This is a genomic window from Paenibacillus pasadenensis (assembly GCF_023715725.1).
GTDB classification, from domain to species: domain Bacteria; phylum Bacillota; class Bacilli; order Paenibacillales; family Paenibacillaceae; genus Paenibacillus_O; species Paenibacillus_O pasadenensis_A.
On record NZ_JAMBOT010000001.1, the window covers coordinates 471,938 to 493,666 of the forward strand.

Below are 21,729 nucleotides of genomic sequence, written 5' to 3' on the forward strand. Positions count from 1 at the left end.
TGCCTCCGCCCGTTCCGGTGTGGTACACTTGGAACGCAGGCCATCATTTGTCAGCTGCGGGGCTTCCGGCCTCTTGCGGCGGCCCCGCGGATTTTCGCACGCTTGCAGAAGGAGATTATTAGACCTATGGCATTGGACGGATTCGTAACGCGCGCTGTCGTCCACGAGCTTCAACAGCTCGTCGGCAACCGCATTCATAAAATTCATCAGCCTTCACCGCATGATTTAGTGCTTCAAACCCGGGGTTCTGGAGGAGGCAGACGGCTGCTGCTGTCGGCAAATCCGACCTACCCGCGCGTGCATTTTACCGAGCTGAGCTACCAGAACCCGATGGAGCCGCCGATGTTCTGCATGCTGCTCCGCAAATATTGCGAGGGCGGCCAGATCGAATCCATCCGCCAGATCGGCATGGAACGGATTATTCATATCGAGATCCGCCAGCGGGATGAGCTCGGCGACCTGTCGCTCAAAACGATTATCGTCGAGCTGATGGGACGGCATAGCAACATTATTTTGGCCGATACGGCGAACGGCACCATCCATGACGGCATTCATCATGTGACGCCGTCGATCAGCAGCTACCGGATCGTCATGCCCGGATCGCGGTATACCTCGCCCCCTGAGCAGGGCAAGAGCAACCCGCTGGAGACGGCAACCGAGGCTGATTTTTTGACAGTTATGCAGCCAAAAAGCAAACAGCAGCCTGCTGGCGACGGCTCTGACGATACACTTAATTTGGAAGAAGCCGAGACAGCAGCTGCAGCTCCGCCGGATAAACAGCTTGTCGCCGGATTCAGCGGCTTTAGCCCGCTGCTTGCTAAGGAGCTGCTTTTCCGTTCTAATAACGGCTCGGGACAGCCGGACGCTCATGCGGCTTTGCTCGAGAACGAAGCTGCTTTAGAGCGGTTATGGCCGGTATTTGATTCCTTTATAAACGCTGCCAGAGATCATGACTACGAACCGAACATCGTGGAAAAGCCGGATGGAAAAGCATTGTTTTCCGTTACTCCGCTGACACATGCTCCTGGAGAGACTCGTGTTTACAGCACGATCAGCGAATGCCTGGAGGCATTCTACGGGGATAAGGCGAGCCGCGACACCGTTAAACAGCGCGTCTCCGACATGCTGCAGTTCCTGAACAACGAGCGCGCCAAAAACGCCAAAAAGCTGGACAAACAAGCAGCCACGCTGGAGGAAGCGAAGGAAGCGGAGAAGTATCGCATTTTAGGCGAGCTGCTGACGACCTATATGCACTCTTTCCAAAAAGGGGACCGGTCCGTCGAGGTCGTCAACTATTATGATGAAAACGGGACAACCGTTGCGATTGAGCTTGACCCGCAGCTTAGCCCGTCCGAAAACGCGCAGCGTTATTTCCGCCGTTATACAAAAGCCCGCAACAGCACCGGAGCGGTGCTGGAGCAGATGGAGCTTGCCCGCGAGGAAATCCGCTATCTCGACTCCTTGCTGCAGCAGCTCGGCTCCGCCTCCATCCAGGACGTGGAGGAGATTCGCGACGAGCTTGTCGCAGGCGGATATCTGAGAGCGCGCGTGAAACGCGGAGCGAAGCGCAAAAAGCCGACTAAACCGGCGCTTCTCTGTTATACCTCCTCGGAGGGGATCCCGATCTATGTTGGCAAAAACAATACGCAAAACGAGTACCTGACCAACAGGCTCGCCGCGTCCGGCGATACTTGGCTGCATACAAAGGATATTCCGGGCTCGCATGTCGTCATCCGCTCCCAGCAGTTCGGGGATGCTACGCTGGAGGAAGCGGCGATGCTTGCCGCCCATTACAGCCAGGCCAGCGGCTCCAGCATGGTGCCTGTGGATCATACGCTGATTCGCCATGTGCATAAACCGAGCGGGGCCAAGCCGGGGTTTGTCATTTACGACCGCCAGAAGACGGTGTTTATTACGCCGGACGAGGATCGGATCAAAAGTTTGCCTTCTGAGATTAAGAGCTGATCTAGAGTCGGAGCAAAACAAAGAGGCTGTATCGCAAGGTCATCGAGGACCTTGCGATACAGCCTCTTCTTTTACAACTTATCGCACTTCCCGGCCGCTTGCAGCCAGCCGTTCCAGCAATGGAGCAGCGTCAGCCGTTCTGGCGCCGACATCGCCGTGATGCAGCTCGCTTCCCCGGCGGCCGTGATAGTCCGAGCCTCCGGTAACGAGCAGTCCATACCGCTCCGCAAGCTCAGCATAGCCGCGCTCCTGCTCTACGGTATGATCGGAATGCCGAGCTTCAATCCCTTGCAGCCTCCCGCCCGCAGCCAAACGTTCCGCGAGCTCGTCCCATCCGTACAGCCCGGGATGCGCAAGCACCGGCACTCCTCCAGCCTCGATAATCCATTCGATGCCTTCCTCCGGCGTAATTCGCGGCTGGCTTACATAAGCCGGTGCCCCTTCGCCCAAATAACGGTCGAAGGCGTCGCGAATGCTCGCAGCGGCTCCCCTTGCAACAAGCGCTGCCGCCACATGCGGCCGGCCAAGACTGGACGGCGAGCCCCCTGCCGCAAGCGCAGCAGCCTCGACCTCTTCCAGCTGAAGCGGGATGCCGAGCGACGCGAGCCGTTCCAGCATCGCCGCATTACGGCGCTCGCGGACGCTCCCCTGCAGGCGAAGCCGCTCCTGCCAGCGGTTGTCCGCTGCATCCATGCCATAACCAAGCACATGAATGTCCTTCCCGCCGCTTGCCGTGCTCAGCTCAATGCCGGGAATGACCAGCAGGCTGAGCTTTTTGCCTTCCAGCACCGCTTCCGCTACCCCGTCCATCGTATCGTGATCGGTAATCGCAATAACTGAAAGCCCTTTGGCTGCCGCGAGCCGAACGACCTCGGAGGGAGAATCCACTCCGTCGGAGGCGGTTGTATGCAGATGAAGATCAGCCGGAATTACAGCCATTGGTTCAAGTCTCTCCCCCGCAAAAAATTCAGAAACGACACGGCAGGCAGCGGCAGCAGCGCAGACTTCAAGTAGATGGAATAAAACGAACGGCTGAAATCCGCATCCGTTATGCGAACTGTCTCCAGCAGGCCGAGCGACAGCTCATGCTTGATGGAAGAAGCGGAAACAAAGGACATCCCTACTCCCGCTTCTACAGCGGATTTGACGGCGCCAGTGCTGCCCAGTTCCATCACGATGTCGAGATCGGACGGATTGATTGATTTTAATACCAGCTGATCCTCCATCACTTGACGGGTGCCGGAACCTTCCTCGCGAAGCACGAGCGGATAGCCGATCGCCTCCTCCAGCTGTACTTCTCCTCTGCCCGCCAAAGGATGTTTTCTTCCGACAATAAGCTGGAGCTCATCGCTAAGCACCGACTCCGTCTGCAGCTCCGGATGGGTGACGGGAGCCTCCACCAGTCCAAAATCAATCTGATGATTCTGGATATGGTCAATAATTTGCGTCGTGTTCATGACTTTCATCCGTATCGAAATGTCAGGATGCTCTTTGTTAAACGGTCCGAGCAATCTCGGCAAAATATATTCGCCAATCGTCAAGCTTGCCCCGAGCTGCAGCCGCCCTTTCAAACCGCTTGCATAGCGGCTCATGGCCGCATCCGCATCCTTGATCAAATCTATGCTTCGCTTCGCATATGGAATAAGAACGCTCCCGGCATCCGTCAGCTCGATACGCTTCGTGGAACGAAGCAGCAGCTTGGTGCCCAAATAATCCTCCAGCGACTGCACCTGCATCGTAACAGCCGGCTGTGTCATATGCAGCGCCTGAGCTGCAGCCGAGAAGCTGCCTTTTTCGGCAACGGTGTAAAAAATATGAAGCTGATGAAAATTAAGCGCCACCGCATTCTCCCCCTCTACCTTCTGCCAATCATTATAGCGCATCAGACAAGCGATTGGGATGCTGCCGGGCAATTCCATCCATTTCATCCGTTATAAGCGATTTGGAAACAGCACCTCAAAATACCTCACAAGGAATGATTTCCAACATTGAAAAATGTCGTTCAAAAAACAACTAAACAAGCCTTGCGACGGGGGATCGCAGACTTGTTTTCCTAATTCAACCATTAATTTTTAATCGATTTCAATACCCTGGAATTATTTTCGCTTACGGCTGTTTTTTATCAGCGTCATGCGCCTCGAATGGCGGAGCCACGAATAGTAGGACTTTAAGTCCCTGAGCTCAATCGTTTCCGACATGCGCCCTAGAAATGTAACTACGATCATTTTGTGAAGCGGCATTCCGGCCAGATCAAAATCCTTCTCTGAATCCGTAAACTCCGCAACAAATACAAGATCGTCGTCAATGAGGTAAACATCCTCTTCATTTCTGTAATAGGACTCGATTCGTCCTTGCTTCAGGCACTGCCAAACATAGTCGGCGATATCCTCGTATCCGGTTTTTTGGCTTTCCACCCGGGCCGTCCAACGCTCCTTGGCGTGGTTAGTGATAATAATATCCGCAACCCTCTTATCACCCAGTTGCACATGAAACGTCTCGTAGGTACTCCAGCGTTCTGTTGTTCGATCTTTCACCTTTTCCACTCCTCCTGGGGAAAGCAGGCCTTTATATCTATATATGAATTAGGTTTATTCTACCATGACTCTTCCTAATTTCAAATATCAAAATAATGACTCTCCATTATTGTAACAATATGGGTTATATAACAAAAACAAAAGCCCTTAGCCTCCCGAATTCGGAAAGCCAAAGGCTTGTACAAGACGACATTTCTTCTTACATACTGTAGAAGCGGGTTTTGTCTTGGGATTCCTTGGAATATTCCGTCTTGATCTCGCTGCGAAGCGATCTCTCGATTTTCTTGACGTAAGGAAGCCGCTGAATGTTTCGAAGTGTTTCTTCCTCGCGGTCCGCATCCAAATAAATAACCGCATAATGAAGGCGGCGGGATATAAAATGTACGTTCCCGTATTTCTCCAGGTTGCGTGCGGCCTTCGCATCATTCACCCATACGATATGTCCTTTTCGCTGTTCCGTAAGCATGATTCAACGTCACCGCCTGATTCGTTTAAAATAAGTCTGGAGTTCCGGCCTGCGTTTAGCCGCAGCCGCCGCTTCCGCAGCTGCAGGACCCTCCCGAGCCGCAGCTGCCGCCCTTCGGCAGTGGATCATTGCTTGGAACCTTAATCGTCTCGGATACGGATTCCGCAATCATCAGGGAGACATCGTACAGCAGCGCATCAAGCTCCGCTTCCGTCTCCTTATAACGCCGGATACTCTCCACCTCGGACATTTCGGCTTCCACCTTTTTGACCGCGTCCTTGGCTGCGTTGTAGTCGGGATGAAACCGTCCGAACCGCTCGCATTCGGCAAACAGCTCCTTCGCTTTGGCAAAGGCGGCCTTCAGCCGGAGCACCTCCGTATCCTTTTCTACGACGTCTTTCCAATATAAGTATTCGGCCACAAGCGCCGATTGATTGATCGAGTCGCCAAGCTCATAGGCGCAAAGCAGAAGCGGCGCCATATCCAGCGGGGCGGGCTCCAACGTTTGAAGCTCCTGCATTCCGCATGCTCTCCTTTCCGCGGCAGCAGCCGCTTAACGCCTATCATAGCATATCAACGGTTCGGACGATATATGGCTGTCCTGTTTTTCCCGCCTGCTGCTCTTAATGTCCGCTCAATGAGGCAGCAGCAGCCGAATCGGCTCGTCGGAGGTGGAATTTAATTGTCCGGATATTCTATTTTTTGTCTCCTCGCAGCGGTAAAATCCTGTCGCCGACCAGTCCGCTCCTTGTTCGCGGCGCAGCTCGGAAGGAACGAACTTTCGGCGCGAAGCTCCCGTTCCGAGCTCCACTGCCAGCCCCAGCTCAATTGCGGATTCAATCAGTTGCCGGGAGGTTGAGGCATGATAACTCCTTGCGGCAACCGTCCATGCAGCAGGAATTCTTCCCAGCTCGGGGGCATACTCCTCCAGCGGAGAAATGGGATTAGCGGCTGCCAAAGACTCCAATCCAAACGGATCTGCCGCTTGGCTGACCGCCAATCGGAGCGTCCCCCTTCCTGCTGGCGCACCTGCATTTTCTACCGCAAGCGGCAACAGCTTCATGCAGCCATCCCAAAAATCAATGCTGCCGTCTGCCGGTTGTGGAGCAGGCACAGCTGGGTTTGAATCATTGCTGCTAGCGGCTGCCGGAAGCCACTCTTCCAAAGCGGCGCGCACCGACGGCGGCAGCGCGCATTCGCAACCATGTTCAAGAAGCTCGGAAATAAGCTTCCCGCCATCCCCTCCCAACTGGAGTTTGCCAAGCGATTTTGGAGTCAGCTTGTAGGAGGTAAGCTCGCGAAGCTCGCCGCGGTCGGCGATCAGCTCCAGCAGCCACAGGGAACGATATGCCGTCCACGGGCCAGCCCATAATTCTCCGTCCTGTTGGATTAGCAGCGGTTCCGCTGCTTCTTCATTAACCTGCTGCGCATCGTTTTCATCAGCGCCATAGATAGTCTGCAGCTCTTGAGGCTTCAACAGCATGCGGAAATAATCTTTTCCCGAGCGATCTTCTCCTAATTCTCCCCATCCGCAGCTCACCATCAGCTCCAGCCAAGGCCGCAGCTTGGAATCCGCTCCGCTGCGCTTATCGGCTGCCGCTTGCAGGTCATCCAGACTGTACCAATAATCCGGCTCCAGCAGTGCGGTCACGGAAGCTGCCGCAGCCTCTGCCGTCCCTTTGCCTAAAGCTCGGTCGCAAACCCAGCGAAGCAGCTGCCCCTCCCTTTTTAACAGCGGCAGCTCCAGCCAGCTCTTGAGCGTGTCAAAGTCCAGCCGCCAGCCGCCGAGCGATTCGGACAATAAGCCTTCGCTCGTCATCCAGTCCAAGCCAAAAGCCGCCTGAAGCGTGTAATCAATCGTCCAGGCCGGGGTTAGACGAAGCAGCTGCATCCCTTCGACGGACAGCCCGATTGCCTCGGCAAGCTCCTGAACCGTTTTGCGGCGCAGCTGCCCTTTAACTGTCAGCTGCAGTCCGCTGCGGGACAGCAGAGCGAGAGCCCCTAACAGCACGCGCGACAGCAGTCTTGTGCTGCTGCCTCCCGGAATCGGCCGAATATCGTTCGTTTCGGGCGTCAAGCCATGCAGCGAGACGGAGAATACAGCATTTGTCCATGACTCAAAAAGTCGCGGTTCAACCCGGACGATTCTTTCTCCCCAAAAGCGCTGTCGCAGCTCCACCGCCCCAACCTCTGCCAGCTCCGGCAGCGCAAGCGCAGTTTCAAGCCTGGACCAGGAGCCCGTGTCCGCGGCCTGTTCCAGCAGCCTTCCTTCCTCCGCGCCGCATAAACCGAAATCGCGCAGCAGCGTTTGCAGCACGTGAAGCGATTGGGGAGATAAGCCGGCTTTGACTTTCTCCGACTTCAAATTTTGCCTATTTATACGGACAAACTCCGCTTCTTTCTGCCGTCCATAATCCGAATCAAGCAGGCCGGGAAGCTCCTCATTAGACGCATTATGGCTGGAGTTTGACAAGCATGTAATTGAGCTTGATGAACCTTTCGCGCTTGCCGTAATCGCAGAGCTGGCCGCGGGCTGCGCCGGACGACTGCGATCCCAGGGACGTCCTCCGCTCATGCCCCTTCCTCCTTCTTCTTTTCGTCCCAGACGGACTCAGCCCGTTCATAGCGGTAGCCCTGTTCAAGCATAAACAGCTGGCGTTTCAGAGCAAACTCCGTTTCCTTTGTGCCTGAGGTGACCACCGTATAAAAATAGGCGCTGTTATCGCCCGCTTTCGGCCGCAGCAGACGGCCGATCCGCTGAGCCTCCTCCTGCCGCGACCCGAAGGTGCCGGATACTTGCACAGCAAGCGAAGCCTCCGGCAGATCTACCGCAAAATTGGCAACCCGCGAAACGACAAGCAGAGTCAGCTCGCCGCTGTTGAAACGGCGGAACAGCTCCTCGCGCTCCGCTGCCGGCGTACTGCCGCATAACACAGGAGCATCCAGCTCCGTGCCCAGAACACGCAATTGGTCGAGATAATGCCCAATGACAAGCGTACGCCGGCCGGGATGCCGCTCCAGCACCTCTCTAACCGCCGCCGCCTTGGCCGGATTTTCGCCTGCGAGCCGAAGCTTCGTTTTTAAGTCGGCCTGTTCATACTTTTCCCCAATCGACTCGCATATAGGCACCCGGATCTCACGGCAGCTGACGCTCGCAATCCAGCCTTGGCGCTCCAGCTCTCTCCAGGGCAGCTCATACAGCTTGGGACCGATAAGGGAAAACACGTCCTCAGCGCGGCCGTCCTCCCTCACAAGCGTTGCCGTAAGCCCAAGGCGGCGCGTCGCCTGAAGCTCCGCTGTTAGACGGAATACAGGGGCCGGCAGCAGATGCACCTCGTCATAAATAATCAAGCCCCAATCGCGGCTGCCAAACAAGTTCATATGGTCGGTGGAGCCGTTTTTTCGGGCCTCGCCGCGTCCTTGAGCCAAAATCTGATACGATGCGATCGTAACCGGTCGAATCTGCTTTAGCTCTCCCGTGTATTCCCCGATTTCGCTCTCCTGGATCGTCGTTTTGTCCAGCAGCTCGCGCTTCCATTGACGGATCGAGGTCGAGCCTGACGTAAGTACAAGCGCGGCACAGCCGAGCCGGGCAAGCGCAGCTGCGCCTACGAGCGTTTTGCCCGCTCCGCAGGGCAGCACGATGACGCCGCTGCCTCCTTGGCCTCCTTGCCGGCAAAAGCGTTCCAGCGCTTCCTGCTGATAATCGCGAAGCCGGAAGGCACGTCCGCCGGACAGCTCATCCCGCAGCTTCACGTTCAGCGTTTCGCCTTCGCGATAACCGGCCTTATCCAGCACGGGCATTCCAAGCCGCACAAGCTCCCGCTTCAGCTCGCCGCGCCGGTCAGCCGGAATCTGCCAGCCGCCTTCAACCGGCTCCGCTCCCAAGGATTCGAGCCATTCCTTCGGCAGCTCCAGCAGTCTTTTGCTCTCTCCGGCAAGCAATAGCATTCCGTCTGTACCCGGCAGCAGCTCCAGACCTCCGCAGCGGTCCATCCATTGCCTCAGCCGTTCGGCCGCCTCCGCAGGCAATGAATAACGTCCGTACCGGCTTAATACTTGAAGCATATCGTCCGCCGACATTCCGAGCGCAGCCGCATTCCAGACGGACAGCGGACTGATCCGGTATTGATGCATCGTTCCCGGCCGCTTTACCAGCTCGGCGAACCGGCTCAGCTCCGCTCTGGCTTCCTCGGCCGCCGGATGCGCGTCATCCAGCAGCACAGTGCCGTCCGCCTGGGCAATCAGCGGTCCGTTTTTTCGTTTAAGCATAGGCTGCCTCCTTGCCGATGGGATTTTTTTCAGTATGGGGCAGCCCGCACCTGTTTTATCCCTAACCGCCACAATCCTGCAGCCTCCCCGCTTACATTCGTGCAAAAAAGCCCTTTTCCGCTCCATCGGAAAAGGGCTTAAACAAATTAGTGAATCATTGAGCCTTGATCTGCGGCTGCATCTGAAATTTCGCTGAGCGCGCTGCCGGCTTCCCGTCGGAAGCCGTCGGTTACAGCCAAATCGCCGATTGCGATGACGCCGGCAAGTTTACCGCTGTCGTCTACGACAGCCAAACGGCGGATTTGACGGGAAGCCATCATCTCAGCCGCCTCTTCAGCGCTTGCTTCCGGACGGATTGTAACGGGATTCGGGGTCATGACATCCTCGACTGCCGTGGAGCCGGGATGTTTAGCTGCATATCCCCTTAACACCAGATCGCGGTCGGTTACAACTCCAATCAGCTTCTCGCCTTCAACAATCGGGACAAATCCGATCCCATGCTTTTTCATCAATACCGCAAGCTCGTACACATTATCCAACAGCGTCGCGGTGTGGCAGCGGCTGGTCATAAGCTCTTTAACCGTTTTGGACAATTGCTTCGCATCCTCTCTTCATTCAGCCTCATCCTTCCCGCCGCGCAAAGCAGCATGAAGGCATCAGCTATAGAATGCGCGGATTCCAGCTTCTCATGCGGTCCAATCGGCGGCAAAGCGCTCTGCGCATCCGATCAGCAGCAGCGCCGACTGGCGCATGGAGCTTTCATCCAAATCGAATTTTGGATGATGGTGGGGATAAACGGCGTCCAGCTCCTCGTTGCCTGCGCCCACAAAGAGAAAACAGCCCGGCACCCGCTCCAGATAATAAGCAAAATCCTCGCCTGCTGTAATCAGCTCCGACTCGCTTACCGCATCTGCGCCAAAAAGCTCGATTGCTGCTGCCCGGCAGCGTTCGGCCTCTGTCGCATTGTTAATGACAGGCGGATAACCTCCCCGGTAATCGAGCCTGCCCTCCGTTCCGTAACCGGCGCAAACGCTCCGCACCAGCTCCGCAATACGGCTCTTAACACGCTCCCTGACGCGAGGGTCAAACGTCCGCACCGTTCCTTTAAGCCGGCAATGTCCGGCAATGATGTTGCTCGCTTCGCCTGCCTGGAAGGAGCCGATCGTCAGGACAGCCGTATCAAGCGGGCTGACGTTGCGGCTGACGACAGTCTGCAGCGCCTGCACCAGAGCCGAACCCGCAACAATTGCGTCTGCGGTATCCTGCGGCATTCCGCCGTGCCCGCCCTTGCCGATAATATCAATGGTGAACTCATCCACGCCTGCCATAAAGGCGCCTCCGCGCACCTTGATCTGCCCCGCTGGAACTGGCGTCCACAGATGCACGCCGTATACGGCATCCGCCCCGTCCAGCGCTCCATCCTGAATCATGGGAAGCGCTCCTCCCGGCGTCAGCTCCTCCGCAGGCTGGAACAGCAATCTGCGAGTGCCTTTAAACTTCCCTTGAAGCGACTCGTAATAAGCGGCAATGCCCAATAAAGCAGAGGTGTGGGCATCGTGGCCGCAGGCATGCATAACCCCAGGAACGGCGGATCGGTACTCCGATTCCTTCTCCTCCTGGATCGGCAGAGCATCGATATCCGCACGCAGGACAACAACAGGACCGGGCTCCATGCCATTTATCTCCGCTATAATGCCATGTCCGCCCACTCCCGTTCGGATATGTGAGCAGCCGAGCTCAGCCAGCCGGGCAGCGATCCAGCCCGCTGTTTCTTTTTCCTGAAAGCTAAGCTCGGGATGACGGTGCAGATGACGCCGGTCCGCGATCATGCGCGGCAGCAGGCGATCTATTTTTTGTTCGGTATCCAGACGGGTTTGTTTGTCCATTGCGATCTCCTCCTTGCCTCTTATGGTGTAGTGTACCAGATGTGCTAGGAAGCTAGATAGGAGCCGATCCAAAAAACGCCGTTTCTTTTTGATCCTCCCTTGACCCCTGCGCCCGGCAGCCCCTCCCGACACGGGCCAGCCCTTGCGCTGGCCTTGGAAACATACTAATATGAAAGTGTATACAGTCTTTGCCAAGCTGCTGAGGAGGATATTCATGATTATTGAAAACACCGGCCTTGACGGAATGAAGAGCGATCTGGCTCACCTGGATGAGAGCGCGGAAAGTCTCGGATTTGTCCGTTGGCAGTGGGAATATTACCGCGCTACATACGATCTGAAATTTGTTGACCGCAATACGGACCAGGAATACTTCCTGCGCTTCAACACCCGCGCTGTCGAAGGCAAGCTGGAAAACCCCGCTGCCGTGCTGGCAATCGAGCATGTGTACCTCGGCCGGGCAACGTTTCCGCATGGTTTGGATTACGAGTCTCCTGTTCCGCAACCGATCCTGAGCGCAGCTCAGCAAAAGCTCGTCGAGCTCAAACAAAAGCTCGCCGAATAAGGTGATGGTTATGAAATGAATGAACAACCGGAACGCCGCCGCGGCAGGCCGGACTTTCCGCTTCTCATTCTGACGCTGGTGCTGGTCGGCTTTGGACTTGTAATGGTCTTTAGCGCCAGCTCCAGCATCGCGGAAGTGTCCACCCGCTACGACAATGATCCGCTTTATTTTTTCAAGAAACAACTTATTTTTGCAATTATCGGCACCGGGCTGATGCTCTTTTTGATGAACTTTCGCTATCAGTTCTTCAAGAAAGGCTTCATCCTTTTTTTCATTCCTACGATATTGCTGCTGCTGCTTGTACCGTTTGTCGGAGACGAAGTGAACGGCGCCCGCAGCTGGTTCTATATCGGCCCGTTCGGCATCCAGCCAACCGAGTTTGCCAAAATCGCCCTAATTCTCTATTTGGGATCATTGATTGTCAAAAAGGGCGAGAAGTTCCGCAGCTTTAAAAAAGGCCTAATACCGGTCATCGTTATCGTGGCGGTCGTCTGCGGAATGATTATGCTTCAGCCCGATCTCGGCTCCTGTCTCGTCATTAGCGCCTGCGCCATGATGATGATTTTTGCCGGCGGCGCTAACCTGCGCCAGCTTCTAGCAACAGGTTTTTTCGGGGGAATAGCCCTGACCGTTGTAGGGGCGATAGGCTTTTTGGTGGACACGGAAGGCTGGGAGTACCGTCTGAACCGTTTTACAAGCTTTCAGGACCCTCTTGCTGACGCGCTCGGAGACGGTATGCAGGTCAGCCGTTCCTTGATGGCGCTTGGCCACGGCGGGTTTAGCGGAGCAGGGCTTGGACACAGCATTCAAAAGGTGCAGTATTTGCCGTTTGCCTACAATGATTTTATCTTTGCCATCATCGGCGAGGAGCTTGGGTTTATCGGCAGCACGCTGTTCCTGCTCGTTTTCCTGCTGTTTTTATGGCGCGGCATCATCGTTGCGCTGCGTTGTCCGGATGTATACGGAACTGTAGTCGGGGCGGGCATCATTTCCCTGTTTGCCGTGCAGACCTTTGTCAACATTGGAGGTGTCACGGGCACAATTCCGCTTACCGGCGTAACGCTTCCGTTCATCAGTTACGGCGGATCGTCGATTCTCTCCTCCATGATTGCCATGGGCGTGCTGCTCAGCATTTCCCGCGAGGCCAATCGTGAGGCTTCTGTTCAAGAGGGCCGAACGTCAAAGTCATCCTCTCAGCCCCGACGGCTGCTTTCCTGACGGCCTGTCACCCCGTAGTCTTCATAGCGAAGACTGCGGGGTTTTTTTGACTTCACACAAAAAAAGCCTGCGCAGCAAGCGCAGGCGAGGGACAATTCATTTATTTGACGTTACGGGTGCCATTAGGAGCCGGCTCTTCGACCGCTTCCTCGCGGAAAATGACGCCGTCCACTTTGACGTTAACTTCTACGACATTCAGTCCGGTCATATTTTCGACCGCTTCACGCACGTTCAGCTGCAACTGGCGGCATACTTCCTGGATCGGAATGCCATATTGAACGATGACGCGCAAATCAATCGCCGCCTCCAGCTGGCCAACCTCCACCGTTACGCCCTTCTGGGCGTTTTTGCCGCTGAGCCGCTTGGCCAGACCTTCGGAGATACCGCCCGACATGGCGGCGATTCCCGATGTTTCCAGCGCTGCAAGCCCCGCAATCGTTGCGACTACGTCGTCCGAAATCCGAATCATGCCTGTCTCAAGATCTTCCGCCACAACGCTCCACCCCTTCAACGATATACACTTTTAACCATTGTAATGGATGCGATCTCGTAATTGCAACAGAGCTTATAGGCTTCTTAAAATGATAGCCGGATTAAGGCTTCTTCGTTTACTTTAGTTATTAAATTGGTTATAGTAAGATACATATTTTACCTGAAAAATTTCAAAAAAGAGGTGCACCTGCTGTGAACCGGAGACAACTGTTTTTCGCGGGGCTCATTGCTTCGTTTGTACTGAGCGCTCTCGCGCACTACCTGCACTGGAATGAGATGTTCCAGTTCGCCATCTCGGCGGTTTCGGTTATTTTTGTAGCCGGTTTTCTCGGGCAGGCGACCGAGTCCGTTGCCCACTATGCCGGACAACGGCTGGGAGGATTCCTTAACGCCACCTTCGGCAACGCCGCTGAGCTTATTATTGCGATTTTTCTCGTAAAAGCAGGCTCGTTCGAAACGGTCAAGGCAAGCTTAACCGGCTCAATCATCGGCAATTTGCTGTTAGTGCTTGGACTCAGCATTTTGCTAGGCGGCCTTAAGTACAAAGAGCAGCGCTACAATGTGCAGCTGGCTACACATAACTCGACGCTGATGATTCTTGCCGTTGTTGCCTTATTCATCCCGGCAACCTTTGTATCCGCCGAGCATTTTACGTTCCGGAAGGATCAGATTCTGAGCATCACTGTCGCTATCATTCTGATCGTGAGTTATTTGCTCTGGCTCGTATTCTCGATGATCACGCATAAGGATATGCTGTCGGATATGGAGGATCAAGCGGGGGCGCAGGCCGACGAGCATCATGAAGAACCGCTCTGGAGTCTCAAGCGCTCGGTACTGTACCTCGTTGTCGCAACTTTAATGGTCGCATTTGTGAGCGAGTGGCTTGTTGATACGCTTCACGGGGTGTCGGAGCGGTTCGGGTTGTCGGAGCTGTTTGTCGGTGCGTTCGTCGTAGCTATTGTCGGCAATGCCGCCGAACACAGCGCCGCTATTATGCTGGCGATGAAGAACAAAATGGGCGCAGCCGTCGAAATCGCCGTCGGCTCCAGCCTGCAGATCGCGCTGTTCGTCGCGCCGGTGCTTGTGCTTATTAGCGGCTTTTTCGGGCCTACGATGGACATCGTGTTTACCCCGATTGAGCTGGCCGCAATTGCGGTGTCTGTATTCATTGCGAAGGCGGTATCGAGCGACGGGCGAACCAACTGGTATGAGGGCTTCCTGCTTATTATGGTTTATATTATTTTGGGTTTTGCGTTTTTCCTTGTTTAGAAAAATGCGACACAAAGAGGAGGCGCCGTCTGACGGCGCCTCCTCTTTGTTGTAGGCCGGCTTGCTATAGGAGCTGGGATTTTTGATCCAGCGCTTCATACAATTGAGCCAGATTGCGCTCCAGGCGGCTAATAATGGCCTTGCCCGCCGATTCCTCAATCAGTCCCGCCCGAACGGCAAAATCAACCTCTCGGGACAAGCCATACATCTGGGTATCGAGAACCTCTTCATAGAGAGGGCACTTGCGGGTTGCAAGATTTTCCATCTGCACTTCAATCAGCTTCTCAATCTTGTTCGCGTCATCCTGCAGCAGTTGAACAGCCTTCTGATGCAGATGGACCAGAACTTCCGGTGAAGACATAGTTTCCCCCCCTGTGCGGATGTCTCGCCGTATGTCATCGTATGCCGTAATATCTTTAATATTAGACGATTCGAGTCCAATACACAAGGACGAACAACCAAGTGGAGCAATAACAAAGAAGGCGCCTCCCCCCGTCCAGCAGGGAGAGACGCCCTTTGCGGCTTATTCGCCGACAATAGTAATGTTCAGGTTGTGCTTTGCGAACACTTCGGCAAGAGCCTGTTTCGCCTCATCTGCATCCGGTCCGTGGACGTGGAGCTCATAAGAATGGCCGCCGACCAACGTGGTGAACAGGCCCAGAATACTTTTGACGTCGATGTACTTGTTGTCTGCCTGAAGCACGATTGACGAACGGAACCTGCCGGCAACTTGAGAAATTTCTACGATAGCCGCATTGTTGGACATGGGTATTCCTCCCTGTTAAAAAAACATAAGAAAACGTTTCCTTTACTATACTCTGAAACATTCTCCTGTTCAAGACAAACACACGTAAATTATAACCTTTCATGGCAGATTAGAACCATGATCCGTTTATCTTATTTCAAACGATCCGGATTTAGCCCTTCCAGCTCTGGAAGGACAAAAATGCCATCCTTGCGAATCAGCACGTCGTCAAAATAAATCTCCCCGCCTCCGTATTCCGGACGCTGAATAAGCACGAGATCCCAATGCACGGCGGAACGGTTGCCGTTATCCGCTTCTTCATAAGCTTGGCCTGGCGTAAAATGCAGCGAGCCGGCGATCTTTTCGTCAAATAACGTGTCGTTCATCGGATGCAAAATGTAGGGATTAAAGCCAAGGCTGAATTCGCCGATGTAACGCGCGCCCTCATCCGTATCCAGAATTTCATTGATGCGCTTCTCGTCGCTGCTCGTCGCCTTGACGATGCGGCCGTTTTCGAACGTGAACGAAATGTTGTCAAACGTAACGCCCGAGTTCACGCTGGAGGTATTGTACGTAATCGTCCCTTGTACCGAATCCTTCACCGGAGCCGTGTAAAGCTCCCCGTCCGGGATGTTGCGCTCGCCGGCGCATTTGACGGAACCGATGCCTTTAATGGAGAAGCTGAGATCCGTTCCGGGACCGACGATGCGGACTTTGTCCGTCCGGTCCATCAGCCCCTTGAGCGGAGTCATCGCCTCCTCCATGCGGCTGTAATCGAGATTGCATACATCGAAATAGAAATCCTCGAACGCTTCGGTGCTCATTTTGGCAAGCTGGGCCATCGAGTTGCTCGGATAGCGCAGCACGACCCATTTGGTCTGTTTGACGCGAATTTCGGAATGAACCGGATGGGAATACAGCTGCTGGTACAGCTTCATTTTATCCTCGGGAACATCCGACAGCTCGTTGACGTTTTCGCCGGAGCGGATGGCTATGTATCCTTGCATTTGTTTCATGCGCGCTTGATCGAGGCTGGACCAGAGCTCAATCTGTTCTTCGCTGGCGTTAAGGAGCAGGGAGCGAAGCACGGAGCGGTCGCTCGTCTCGACGAAAGGCCGTCCGCCTGCGCGGGCCACCTCTTCCACCAGACATTTGGCAAGCTCCCGTTCAGGGCCTATCATATCAATTAAAATATTTTCACCGGGCTGGACGCGCACGGAATGGCGGACCAGATTAGCGGCTAAAATTTGCAGGCGCGGATCTCGCATGGCTGCAGCTCCTCTCGGAATGGATTTACTGGAATTTCACGTACATCCTAACACGAGCGTTCCTGCTTCTGCACGGCTTTACGTTTTTGCGTCAGCGTACTAATGAAAGCCATGGAATTGAAAGGCGATTCGCCGCTTTTCTTCTTTTGCTGAGCCTTTGGTATTGTAGGTCAGTGTGGAGTTCTCGGTTAAAGAAATGGGAACAAGCCGATGCCGGTCGACAAGCAGCACATATTCCGTCCGTGCCTGCAATGTGCTCATTCGAGCGCTCCAATCTTGTTCTCCCAAGCTTTTCAAACCGGAATTATCAGAGGCGCGAAGCGTCCGGACTCCCTTCCGTTGTTTGTCAAGCCGTTCCCTCCATAGCCGCTGCGACTGTTCTTTGCGGGGAGTCACAATGAGGCATGCCGTTCCCGAGTCGGATCGCGCTTCATCTAATTTTACCGCCGCTTTATGCCGCAGCAGTCCTTCGAGCAACGCAGAAGGGTTATAACCGTCATCGCCAAGCCGGTCGCTCCCCGAAGAAAGCAGCGTCACGCCGCCGATTTGCTTTAATTTTAAGCCGTCATGCCTTTGCACGGTTCCGCTGAATACCGTCTTTTCCTCCCCTGCCTGCAGAGTGCCGACCGATTCCCCGTTGAAGGTATATTGTTCTCGCGCGGAAAGCCCCGATACCGTCAACCGCAGCAGATCCGCAGGCGAACGCTGCCCGTCGCTTCCGCAGCCTGAAAGCAAAGATTGCAAGCCAATCAACATGATTAGGATTCGAATGAGTCCGGCCATATTCCCAGCTCCTTTCATTTAGGTATAGATTGTCCTGTTTCGCCGGACAATTATGCGGCATTATCGGCGGCGATGCCGATAGCGCCTTGACACTCCATGCTCCAATCCTTTAATATTAGTTGTTGAATATAGGCCAAAGGTTTTGTGACACCCTCATGGGTGCCGCAGCTGCGGGGACAGCGGCTGAACTCTCCCTTCAGGTCATGGCTTGTCCATGTTCATGCGGTACTCGGCGAAACGTTGGACCCTTTTCAAACATTCCATTTGAAGAAGGAGTTACACCCAATATGTCACGTTATACAGGTCCCAAGTTTAAACTTAGCCGCCGTCTCGGCATTTCCCTGAGCGGTACGGGCAAAGAGCTCGCAAAACGTCCTTTCCCTCCAGGTCAGCACGGCCAAGCGAGCCAACGTAAAAAAGTAAGCGGCTACGGCCTGCAGCTGGCTGAGAAGCAAAAGCTCCGCCACATGTACGGTGTAAACGAGAAGCAATTCCGCAACCTGTTCGACAAAGCTTCCAAGCTGAAAGGTATCTCCGGCGAGAACTTCATGTTCCTGCTTGAGAGCCGTCTGGACAACCTCGTTTACCGCCTTGGCTTCGCGAACTCCCGTGCGGGCGCTCGTCAGCTTGTTGCTCACGGCCACATTACGGTCAACGGCAAAAAAGTCGACATCGCTTCCTACCAAGTTCAAACTGGCGACGTAATCGGCCTGCGCGAGCGCAGCCGTTCCCTGAAGTCGGTTAAAGAAGCAATGGAAGGCCGTCACCACCTGCCAACCTACCTGGAGTTCAACGACCAGGCTGTTGAAGGCAAGTATATCCGTCTTCCAGAGCGCAGCGAGCTGAGCTCCGACATCGACGAAAAACAAATCGTCGAGTTCTACAGCCGTTAAGAGAGCTGGAACGCAAGTTGCTACGAAAAAAAGCCCAAAACCCCTGTACGCAGGCGGTTTCGGGCTTTTTTTATTAAATCAACAATACGCAGGATAATGGTCATGGTCATTAATGTACCAATCTGGGGCTAGGTTTGGAGCTAAAATATAACGTCGGGTAGACGCTCTATATATCTCAATTTCGTATCAAACGGATCATAAGCCGATGAGAAGTCGACCTCCTCGCGTTATAGTACCGTATACGGTACTATAACTGCGGGAGGTGAGACATGGCAAAGGTCGCGAAGATCATCGAAAAGATGAAAGCCGCCCCAAACGGAATTGATTTCAGAGAAGCTGTGAAAGTGCTCGAAGCCCATGGCTATAAACACTTAAAGCCAAACGGCGGCTGTCATCACAACTTTCGTAATGACGCTGGAGACGTCATCACGATAAAAAAATCAAATCCACTCAAGGCGGCTTACGTAAAGGATGTGCTTAGCAGAATCGGGGTTTAGCCCTCGGTTTTGTGCATATCCTCATTATAACATACGACCTTTGCTAAAAATTATGAGCGATAAAGACTTGGCGTATTACATGGCTTTGCCGTACACCTTGGTCATTAAAGAGATAACCGACGAAACCGGGCATTACTATTTCGGCTCGTACCTTGAGTTAGACGGCTGCCAATCACACGGGGATACCATGGCCGAGCTAGTGGAGAGCATCAAGGAGGCCAAAGAGGACTGGCTCTCCGTAAAACTTGAATTTGGAGATCCAATCCCTGAGCCGGTATCGGGTCCCGACGAAAGGTATAGCGGCAAGTTTAACCTTCGGCTGCCTAAAAGCCTGCATCGCCAGCTATCCGAAACGGCCGACTTGGAGGGCGTTAGCCTGAATCAGTACATCCTCTTCCGGCTTAGTCAGTAATCAAAACGCCTGCCCGCCGATTCCTAATCCTGGCGGGCTTTAAGTTTGCTCAACGTGCTATTCATGTCTATTTCCCTAAGGCACCAGGACACACAATACCGCCCAATACCTTCTCCCCCCTATCCCTTCACTAGCTGGATAAAGCCACCAATAATCGGGAACAATGTTTTTGGATACATGCATAATTATCACAAGTCAGGAGGGCGTCTTATGTTGCGCCGAGTCACACTTGTGCTGCTTTGCCTAGCAATTCTAAGCGGCTGTTGGAGCCGTCGTGAATTAAACGATCTGCTGATTGTACTTGGCATAGCTGTGGACTGGCAGGACGGGAAGTACCTTGTCTCTTATCAGGTCGTTAATCCGAATGAAATCTCCACTAAAAGAGCGGCACTTATCGAACACCTGTCGTACTTTATCAAGAGAAGGGAAATACGTTATTTGAAGCATCACGAGCCCTAACAACAAGAGCTCCGAGAATGCTTTATTACGGGCATCTACAGCTTTTTATCGTTAGTGAAGAAGTTGCTCGTAGAGGGCTTAGCGGAGTGGTTGACAGTACCTTGCGAAATAATGAAGCTCGAATGGACTATAACGTGGTTATTGCACGCGGGATAAACGCTGAGGACGTTTTAAAACTGTACACTCCATTAGAAAAGATTCCGACATACAGCATGCAGCAAGCTCTTCAACGCTCAGAAAAGGATTGGGCTCCAACTGCAGCCATTAATATGGATAAGATGCTGCATCTTATTAAAAGTGATGGGCAGCAACTAGTCCTGACCGGTATTGAGATTAAAGGGAATCGTAAAAAAGCAGATGAGAAAAAGAATCTGGAAGGATTTAAGCCTGCAGCCTTTTTCCAATATGATGGCCTCGCTGCATTTAAAGGAGACCGACTTGTCGGCTGGTTAAATGAAAAGGAAAGTAAGGGCTACTCCGATACAACCGGTCTTTTAATAAGCACTTCGCTGGAACTTCCATGCGGCAACAGTCAATATACAGGCCTGGAAATTAATGCGACAAAAACAAAGATTGTCCCAAAGAAAAAGAATGGTGAACTATCCTATACGATTCAGTTGTATTACACTGGCGATGTGGTTGAAAACTCTTGTGAATCTATAAATCTGACTGATCCATCTGTCTTTCCGGTATTGGAGAAAAAAGCTGAAGAAATTCTTTTAGGAAACGCGGAAACCGCGATGAAATGGGCTAAAACACATCGTACAGACCTGATTGGTTTAGGGCTTGCAACAAAGCGTAAATACCCTAAGTATTGGAAGACTGTAACCGAAGAATGGGACGATGTTACCTTTCCTAAAACTGAGGTGAAATATGATGTTCAGGTTAAAATCAACACAACGGGTACAATAGGAAATTCCATTTCGCCGAATCAAAAAGCGGGTTAGATTTAAATTCGCTCTCAAAAAAACCCACCGGCTCCTAATCCCGGCGGGCTTCAAAGTTTGCTCAACGTACTATTCATGTCAATTTCCCGCGGCACTAAGACACGACTAGCGCCGCGAATTTCCGGATCGAACTGGATATACCCTTCCTGCTCTAGCCCGCGCAGAGCCGCCTGCACCTTTGCCTCTGGACGGCCGCTGAACTTGGACAGCACCGCGACACTCGGGAAATACTTATATCTGCTAATGTAATTGCTTGCGATCCGCAGCAGCTTGCGCTCTGTGTCGGTTAACTGCCTCACGAGTCATCACACTCCTGTGCCGATCTTAACACAAACATTTGTTCTCATAAAGCCAAAAAGCCCGCCGACCCTCAAAGGTCCGCAGTCTCTTTTTTTATTTCGAGTCTAAACCAATCCTTCTATATTCTCATATGTTGATAGAAATGTTATAGGAGGTATAACTATGAAGCTAGGTATGATTTTGGTTTTGTTTATTTTGTTGGTAATTATAGTACAAACTTTCGGCTCTTACCATAGACGGTTTAGCGGCGACCGTAATGAAAATGGGAATGAGAATGGAAATGGCGCTTTGAATCGGGAAAGCTTTCGGATCATTAATGAGACCAGTTCAATTACTTTTACCTACATTAGCACGCCTGGGTCTATTGAGCCTTCCCCATCGAATATCTTGGCTCCTAATGGGGGCGAAAATTTCTTTGAATTACCGTTTGTATTAGGAAGTTGGATAAGTAGAACAGTATTTTATATCGGGACTTTCCCTGACGGCTCTAATGCTGGAACACTACAGTTTACACTAGATGAAAGAAATCTATTTGTCAGCGGCCGGTATTTCAGGTCAACCTCCATTACGGCGGTTAGTGTTCCAGTTGGAACAATTGAAAATACAAGTTCGTTACGTTTAATAATCCGTGATAACACAGCCCTATTTTGAGCTAAACAAAAAGGAGCTCGCCGACCACAGGGTCAGTGGGCTGGTGTGGCACAGCCAAAAAGGCAGTCCTCCCTACCGGGAAGGCTGCCTTTTTGTTTGGCCTTTTAAGA

General features: G+C 53.2%; 24 protein-coding genes and 1 pseudogene. 10 read left to right on the plus strand and 15 right to left on the minus strand.

From position 1 onward, the window contains the following. Positions 1-126: 126 nt before the first annotated feature. Positions 127-1,965, plus strand: a complete 1,839-nt coding sequence (locus M3223_RS02185; protein ID WP_251558493.1) for an Rqc2 family fibronectin-binding protein — start codon at positions 127-129, stop codon at positions 1,963-1,965. 78 nt (positions 1,966-2,043) lie between these two features. Here the strand turns inward: M3223_RS02185 and M3223_RS02190 are convergent, their stop codons facing one another. From M3223_RS02190 to M3223_RS02230, 9 genes are all read right to left on the minus strand, one after another. After that, complete coding sequence (locus M3223_RS02190) at positions 2,044-2,904, minus strand: PHP domain-containing protein (protein WP_251558494.1); 861 nt, start codon at positions 2,902-2,904, stop codon at positions 2,044-2,046. Next, positions 2,895-3,806 carry a selenium metabolism-associated LysR family transcriptional regulator gene (locus M3223_RS02195; protein ID WP_251559787.1) on the minus strand — a complete coding sequence of 304 codons (912 nt, stop codon included), beginning with the start codon at positions 3,804-3,806 and terminating at the stop codon, positions 2,895-2,897. Before M3223_RS02195 ends, M3223_RS02190 begins: the two co-directional genes overlap by 10 nt. Before the next feature lie 255 nt (positions 3,807-4,061). Next, positions 4,062-4,499 (minus strand): hypothetical protein, encoded by a 438-nt coding sequence (locus M3223_RS02200; RefSeq protein ID WP_251558495.1) that lies wholly within the window; start codon positions 4,497-4,499, stop codon positions 4,062-4,064. A gap of 199 nt (positions 4,500-4,698) precedes the next feature. Continuing rightward, positions 4,699-4,965: a YlbG family protein gene (locus tag M3223_RS02205; protein ID WP_251558496.1), complete on the minus strand. Its 267-nt coding sequence runs from the start codon at positions 4,963-4,965 to the stop codon at positions 4,699-4,701. Positions 4,966-5,020: 55 nt separating this feature from the next. Next, positions 5,021-5,485, minus strand: a complete 465-nt coding sequence (locus tag M3223_RS02210; RefSeq protein ID WP_251558498.1) for a YlbF family regulator — start codon at positions 5,483-5,485, stop codon at positions 5,021-5,023. Between the two features lie 114 nt (positions 5,486-5,599). Continuing rightward, positions 5,600-7,540, minus strand: a complete 1,941-nt coding sequence (locus tag M3223_RS02215) for a hypothetical protein (RefSeq protein WP_251558500.1) — start codon at positions 7,538-7,540, stop codon at positions 5,600-5,602. Beyond that, entirely contained in the window at positions 7,537-9,237 is a 1,701-nt protein-coding gene (locus M3223_RS02220; protein WP_251558502.1) for a DNA repair helicase XPB, read from the minus strand. The genes M3223_RS02215 and M3223_RS02220 overlap by 4 nt, the downstream gene beginning before the upstream one ends. A gap of 146 nt (positions 9,238-9,383) precedes the next feature. Next, on the minus strand, positions 9,384-9,830 hold the full coding sequence (locus M3223_RS02225) for a CBS domain-containing protein (RefSeq protein ID WP_251558504.1): 447 nt from the start codon (positions 9,828-9,830) through the stop codon (positions 9,384-9,386). 93 nt (positions 9,831-9,923) lie between these two features. Next, entirely contained in the window at positions 9,924-11,123 is a 1,200-nt protein-coding gene (locus M3223_RS02230) for an amidohydrolase (protein ID WP_251558507.1), read from the minus strand. 214 nt (positions 11,124-11,337) lie between these two features. Between M3223_RS02230 and M3223_RS02235 the strand changes: the two genes are divergently transcribed. Together M3223_RS02235 and ftsW are read left to right on the plus strand one after the other, a co-directional pair. Further along, positions 11,338-11,685: a YugN family protein gene (locus M3223_RS02235; protein WP_251558508.1), complete on the plus strand. Its 348-nt coding sequence runs from the start codon at positions 11,338-11,340 to the stop codon at positions 11,683-11,685. Between the two features lie 15 nt (positions 11,686-11,700). Continuing rightward, positions 11,701-12,903, plus strand: a complete 1,203-nt coding sequence (gene ftsW / locus M3223_RS02240) for a putative lipid II flippase FtsW (RefSeq protein WP_251558511.1) — start codon at positions 11,701-11,703, stop codon at positions 12,901-12,903. A 100-nt stretch (positions 12,904-13,003) separates the two neighbouring features. On the opposite strand, the gene M3223_RS02245 is transcribed toward ftsW, so the two are convergent. Next, positions 13,004-13,396 (minus strand): Asp23/Gls24 family envelope stress response protein, encoded by a 393-nt coding sequence (locus tag M3223_RS02245; protein WP_251558513.1) that lies wholly within the window; start codon positions 13,394-13,396, stop codon positions 13,004-13,006. 191 nt (positions 13,397-13,587) lie between these two features. Here M3223_RS02245 and cax point away from each other — a divergent pair, with 191 nt between their 5' ends. Then, positions 13,588-14,664, plus strand: a complete 1,077-nt coding sequence (cax, locus tag M3223_RS02250; RefSeq protein ID WP_251558515.1) for a calcium/proton exchanger — start codon at positions 13,588-13,590, stop codon at positions 14,662-14,664. Positions 14,665-14,728: 64 nt separating this feature from the next. Here the strand turns inward: cax and M3223_RS02255 are convergent, their stop codons facing one another. From M3223_RS02255 to M3223_RS02270, 4 genes are all read right to left on the minus strand, one after another. Beyond that, the gene (locus M3223_RS02255) at positions 14,729-15,025 is read right to left on the minus strand and encodes a YlaN family protein (RefSeq protein WP_251558517.1); all 297 of its coding nucleotides are present in this window, start codon (positions 15,023-15,025) and stop codon (positions 14,729-14,731) included. Positions 15,026-15,187: 162 nt separating this feature from the next. Further along, positions 15,188-15,430 (minus strand): HPr family phosphocarrier protein, encoded by a 243-nt coding sequence (locus M3223_RS02260; RefSeq protein ID WP_251558519.1) that lies wholly within the window; start codon positions 15,428-15,430, stop codon positions 15,188-15,190. A 131-nt stretch (positions 15,431-15,561) separates the two neighbouring features. After that, positions 15,562-16,677 carry an aminopeptidase gene (locus M3223_RS02265; protein ID WP_251558521.1) on the minus strand — a complete coding sequence of 372 codons (1,116 nt, stop codon included), beginning with the start codon at positions 16,675-16,677 and terminating at the stop codon, positions 15,562-15,564. 99 nt (positions 16,678-16,776) lie between these two features. Further along, the gene (locus M3223_RS02270; RefSeq protein ID WP_251558522.1) at positions 16,777-17,460 is read right to left on the minus strand and encodes a hypothetical protein; all 684 of its coding nucleotides are present in this window, start codon (positions 17,458-17,460) and stop codon (positions 16,777-16,779) included. 287 nt (positions 17,461-17,747) lie between these two features. On the opposite strand from M3223_RS02270, the gene rpsD reads away from it, so the two are divergent. From rpsD to M3223_RS02295, 5 genes and pseudogenes are all read left to right on the plus strand, one after another. Then, positions 17,748-18,353: a 30S ribosomal protein S4 gene (gene rpsD, locus M3223_RS02275; protein WP_251558524.1), complete on the plus strand. Its 606-nt coding sequence runs from the start codon at positions 17,748-17,750 to the stop codon at positions 18,351-18,353. A gap of 269 nt (positions 18,354-18,622) precedes the next feature. Next, positions 18,623-18,850, plus strand: a complete 228-nt coding sequence (locus M3223_RS02280; RefSeq protein WP_251558526.1) for a type II toxin-antitoxin system HicA family toxin — start codon at positions 18,623-18,625, stop codon at positions 18,848-18,850. A gap of 67 nt (positions 18,851-18,917) precedes the next feature. Then, positions 18,918-19,262 (plus strand): type II toxin-antitoxin system HicB family antitoxin, encoded by a 345-nt coding sequence (locus tag M3223_RS02285; RefSeq protein ID WP_353057660.1) that lies wholly within the window; start codon positions 18,918-18,920, stop codon positions 19,260-19,262. Between the two features lie 210 nt (positions 19,263-19,472). Then, positions 19,473-19,721 carry a hypothetical protein gene (locus M3223_RS02290; protein ID WP_251558530.1) on the plus strand — a complete coding sequence of 83 codons (249 nt, stop codon included), beginning with the start codon at positions 19,473-19,475 and terminating at the stop codon, positions 19,719-19,721. Next, a pseudogene (locus tag M3223_RS02295) lies at positions 19,721-20,668 on the plus strand (Ger(x)C family spore germination protein); the annotation flags it as partial. The gene M3223_RS02290 and the pseudogene M3223_RS02295, both read left to right, overlap by 1 nt. A gap of 50 nt (positions 20,669-20,718) precedes the next feature. On the opposite strand, the gene M3223_RS02300 reads toward M3223_RS02295, so the two are convergent. Next, positions 20,719-20,967 carry a helix-turn-helix domain-containing protein gene (locus M3223_RS02300; RefSeq protein ID WP_251558531.1) on the minus strand — a complete coding sequence of 83 codons (249 nt, stop codon included), beginning with the start codon at positions 20,965-20,967 and terminating at the stop codon, positions 20,719-20,721. A gap of 163 nt (positions 20,968-21,130) precedes the next feature. Here M3223_RS02300 and M3223_RS02305 point away from each other — a divergent pair, with 163 nt between their 5' ends. Continuing rightward, the gene (locus M3223_RS02305) at positions 21,131-21,619 is read left to right on the plus strand and encodes a hypothetical protein (RefSeq protein WP_251558533.1); all 489 of its coding nucleotides are present in this window, start codon (positions 21,131-21,133) and stop codon (positions 21,617-21,619) included. Positions 21,620-21,729: the final 110 nt, after the last annotated feature.